4 protein-coding genes are annotated in these 3,066 nt (G+C 61.1%); all 4 read right to left on the reverse strand.

Annotated features, from left to right (window positions below):
* A partial coding sequence (locus B2V90_RS01490; RefSeq protein WP_414711565.1) for an electron transfer flavoprotein subunit beta/FixA family protein occupies positions 1-313 on the reverse strand: 313 nt, incomplete at its 3' end.
* An 18-nt stretch (positions 314-331) separates the two neighbouring features.
* On the reverse strand, positions 332-1,537 hold the full coding sequence (pcaF, locus tag B2V90_RS01495) for a 3-oxoadipyl-CoA thiolase (protein ID WP_170170682.1): 1,206 nt from the start codon (positions 1,535-1,537) through the stop codon (positions 332-334).
* Positions 1,538-1,610: 73 nt separating this feature from the next.
* Positions 1,611-2,849: a CaiB/BaiF CoA transferase family protein gene (locus B2V90_RS01500; RefSeq protein WP_293919460.1), complete on the reverse strand. Its 1,239-nt coding sequence runs from the start codon at positions 2,847-2,849 to the stop codon at positions 1,611-1,613.
* Positions 2,850-2,864: 15 nt separating this feature from the next.
* Positions 2,865-3,066 (reverse strand): 3-hydroxyacyl-CoA dehydrogenase family protein (locus tag B2V90_RS01505; protein ID WP_293919462.1); only part of this gene is annotated, 202 nt, incomplete at its 5' end.

Genomic DNA, 3,066 nt, shown 5'->3' on the forward strand with positions numbered 1-3,066 from the left:
CCACCGCCTTCAGCAGCTTGGCCACGCCAAGCGGCTCGACCGTCTCGTCGGTCTCGATCAGGATCGCCCGGTCCGCGCCCATCGCCAGCGCCGTGCGCAGCGTTTCCTCGGCCTTCGCCGGGCCGATCGAAACCGCGATCACTTCGCTCGCCTTGCCCGCTTCCTTCAATCGCAGTGCCTCTTCCACTGCAATCTCGTCGAACGGGTTCATCGACATCTTAACATTCGCCAACTCAACGCCAGAACCATCCGTCTTCACGCGGATCTTCACGTTGTAATCAACAACCCGCTTTACGGGCACGAGTAGCTTCATAAGGCTTCCTCCTTCAGCTCAGACGTTTTCGAGTGCGATGGCGATGCCCTGGCCGACACCGATACACATGGTGGCGAGTGCTTTCTTCTTGCCATTCAATGACAATTCGAGCGCCGCCGTCCCGGCAATCCGTGCACCCGACATGCCGAGCGGATGCCCCAGTGCGATCGCCCCGCCATTCGGGTTCGCACGTGGATCGTCATCGTCGATCCCGAGCTGGCGGAGCGTCGCTAGGCCTTGGGAGGCAAAGGCTTCGTTGAGTTCGATCACATCAAGATCGGCAGTGGTCCAGCCGATACGGGCCAGAAGCTTCTGTGACGCCGGTGCCGGACCGATGCCCATGATACGTGGGGGAACACCCGCCGTCGCACCTCCGATGATGCGGGCGATCGGGGTCAGGCAGTATTTGTTCACCGCCGCAGCCGAGGCGATGATGAGGGCCGCCGCGCCATCATTGACACCCGATGCGTTGCCAGCGGTCACCGTCGCGCCGTCCATGCGGTTGACCGGCTTCAGCTTGGCAAGCGCTTCCATGCTCGTGGCGCGGGGATGTTCATCCTTCGCGACGATTAGCGGGTCACCCTTCTTCTGGGGAATGGTGACGGGCACAATCTCTTTCTCCAAACGGCCGTTTGCCTGCGCCGCTGCGGCCTTTTCCTGACTTCGAACGGCAAAGGCGTCCTGGTCCTCGCGAGCGACATTGTAGTCGATGGCGACATTGTCGCCTGTCTCGGGCATAGAATCGACGCCGTATGCGGCCTTCATGGCCGGATTGACGAAGCGCCAGCCGATGGTCGTGTCGTAGATCTCGGCGTTGCGGGAGAAGGCGCTGCCGGCCTTGGGCATGATGAAGGGCGCGCGGCTCATGCTTTCGACGCCTCCGGCGATCATCAGTTCCGCTTCGCCGGACTTGATGGCGCGGGCAGCCGTGATGACGGCATCCATGCCGGAACCACACAGGCGGTTGATGGTTGTGCCGGAGATCGAGACAGGGAGCCCGGCCAGAAGCAGCGACATGCGCGCGACGTTGCGGTTATCCTCTCCAGCCTGGTTTGCACAGCCGAAGACCACGTCATCGACGGCTTCCCAGTCAACCGCACTGTTACGTTGGACGAGCGCCTTGAGCGGGATGGCGCCGAGATCATCGGCACGCACGGAGGAAAGCGAGCCGCCGTAGCGGCCGACAGGCGTGCGAATGTAATCGCAAATGAAGACTTCGGTCATGACAATCTCCGTGAAGGTCAAAGGAATGTGCAGAGCAGCTTGGGGAGGGACAGATTGCCCTTCCCGGGTTCGCTCAACCCTGCTCGTGTTGTTCGACAATTCCGCGGGCCTTGAGCGCGTCGAGCGCGGCATCGTCCATGCCGGCCAGCCGCCTGAGCAAATCATCCGTATGCTCGCCGAGCATGGGCGCGGCGCGTGGATATTCCACCGGCGTGTCCGACAGATTAATCGGACTTCCGACCGTCATGAAGTCGCGGTTTAGAGCGTGTGGTATGTTTACCAGCATGTTGCGCGCTCTGACCTGCGGCTCGTCGAGCGCATGGGCAATATCGTTGATCGCGCCGACGGGTACGCCGCTCGGATGGATCTTGCTGATCCATTCATCCGTTGTACCGGTCAAGAAATGTGCGGATAGAATAGCGCCGATTTCATCACGATGAACCACCCGGTCCGAATTGCGTGTGAACCGGGGATCCTTCGGCAAATCAGGAAGGCCGATCGCCGCGCATAGCGAAGCGAATTGCGAGTCATTGCCACAGGCGATGATGAACTCGCGATCGCTTGCCCGGAACACCTGATAGGGCACGATATTGGCATGGGCATTGCCATAGCGCCCCGGAGGCTTGCCAGATGCGAGATAGTTCTGGGTCTGGTTGCAAAGGGTTGCGACCTGAACGTCGAGCAGCGCCATGTCGATGTACTGTCCCTTGCCGGTCTTTGCCCGGCTGAGCAGCGCTGCTTCGATGGCGATCGTCGAATAAAGGCCGGTCATCAGGTCAGCAACGGCAACGCCCACCTTCTGCGGGCCACCACCCGGCTTGTCGTCCTTTTCGCCGGTGATACTCATCAATCCGCCGATACCCTGAATGATGAAATCATAACCGGGTTCGGCCGCGCGGGGACCGGTTTGTCCGAAGCCGGTGATCGAGCAATAGACAAGACCGGGATTGATGGCAGAAAGCGTCTCGTAGTCGAGTCCGTATTTGGCGAGCGAGCCCGCCTTGTAGTTCTCGATGAGAATATCACATTCGGCGACCATCCGGCGCAGTAGATCCTGCCCTTCCGGAGAGGCGATGTTGAGCGCGACGGAAAATTTTCCCCGATTTGCGGACTGGTAATAGGACGCCTCACGGGTGGGATTGCCCTCATCGTCCTTCATCCACGGCGGCCCCCAGTCCCGCGTGTCGTCACCGCTGCGCGGACGTTCGATCTTGATGACTTCCGCTCCGAGATCGGCGAGAACCTGACTGCACCACGGTCCGGCCAGGACGCGGCTCATATCGAGCACGCGGTATCCAGTTAAAGCACCCATTTCTTCTTCCTCTGATCAGGCGTTTTCCGGCTGGCGCAATGACAGTCCAAGCGCCGCCCTGCGGCGCAACCACGGACTGGGCCGGTAGCGCGGGTCGCCTGTTACCTCCAACATGCGGGACAGGATCAGCGCGAGTTTTGCCGGGCCAAGCGCGTCGCCCCAGGCAAGCGGTCCCTGCGGGTAGCCGAGACCAAGCCGAACGGCATCGTCGATATCG

The organism is Sphingobium sp. UBA5915 (assembly GCF_002431195.1).
Lineage (GTDB): Bacteria > Pseudomonadota > Alphaproteobacteria > Sphingomonadales > Sphingomonadaceae > Sphingobium > Sphingobium soli.

What these genes read in the sequence shown, in the direction of transcription:
- pcaF (WP_170170682.1), bottom strand. Translation starts at nt 1,537, where the DNA reads ATGACCGAAGTCTTCATTTGCGATTACATTCGCACGCCTGTCGGCCGC.
- B2V90_RS01500 (WP_293919460.1), bottom strand. Translation starts at nt 2,849, where the DNA reads ATGGGTGCTTTAACTGGATACCGCGTGCTCGATATGAGCCGCGTCCTG.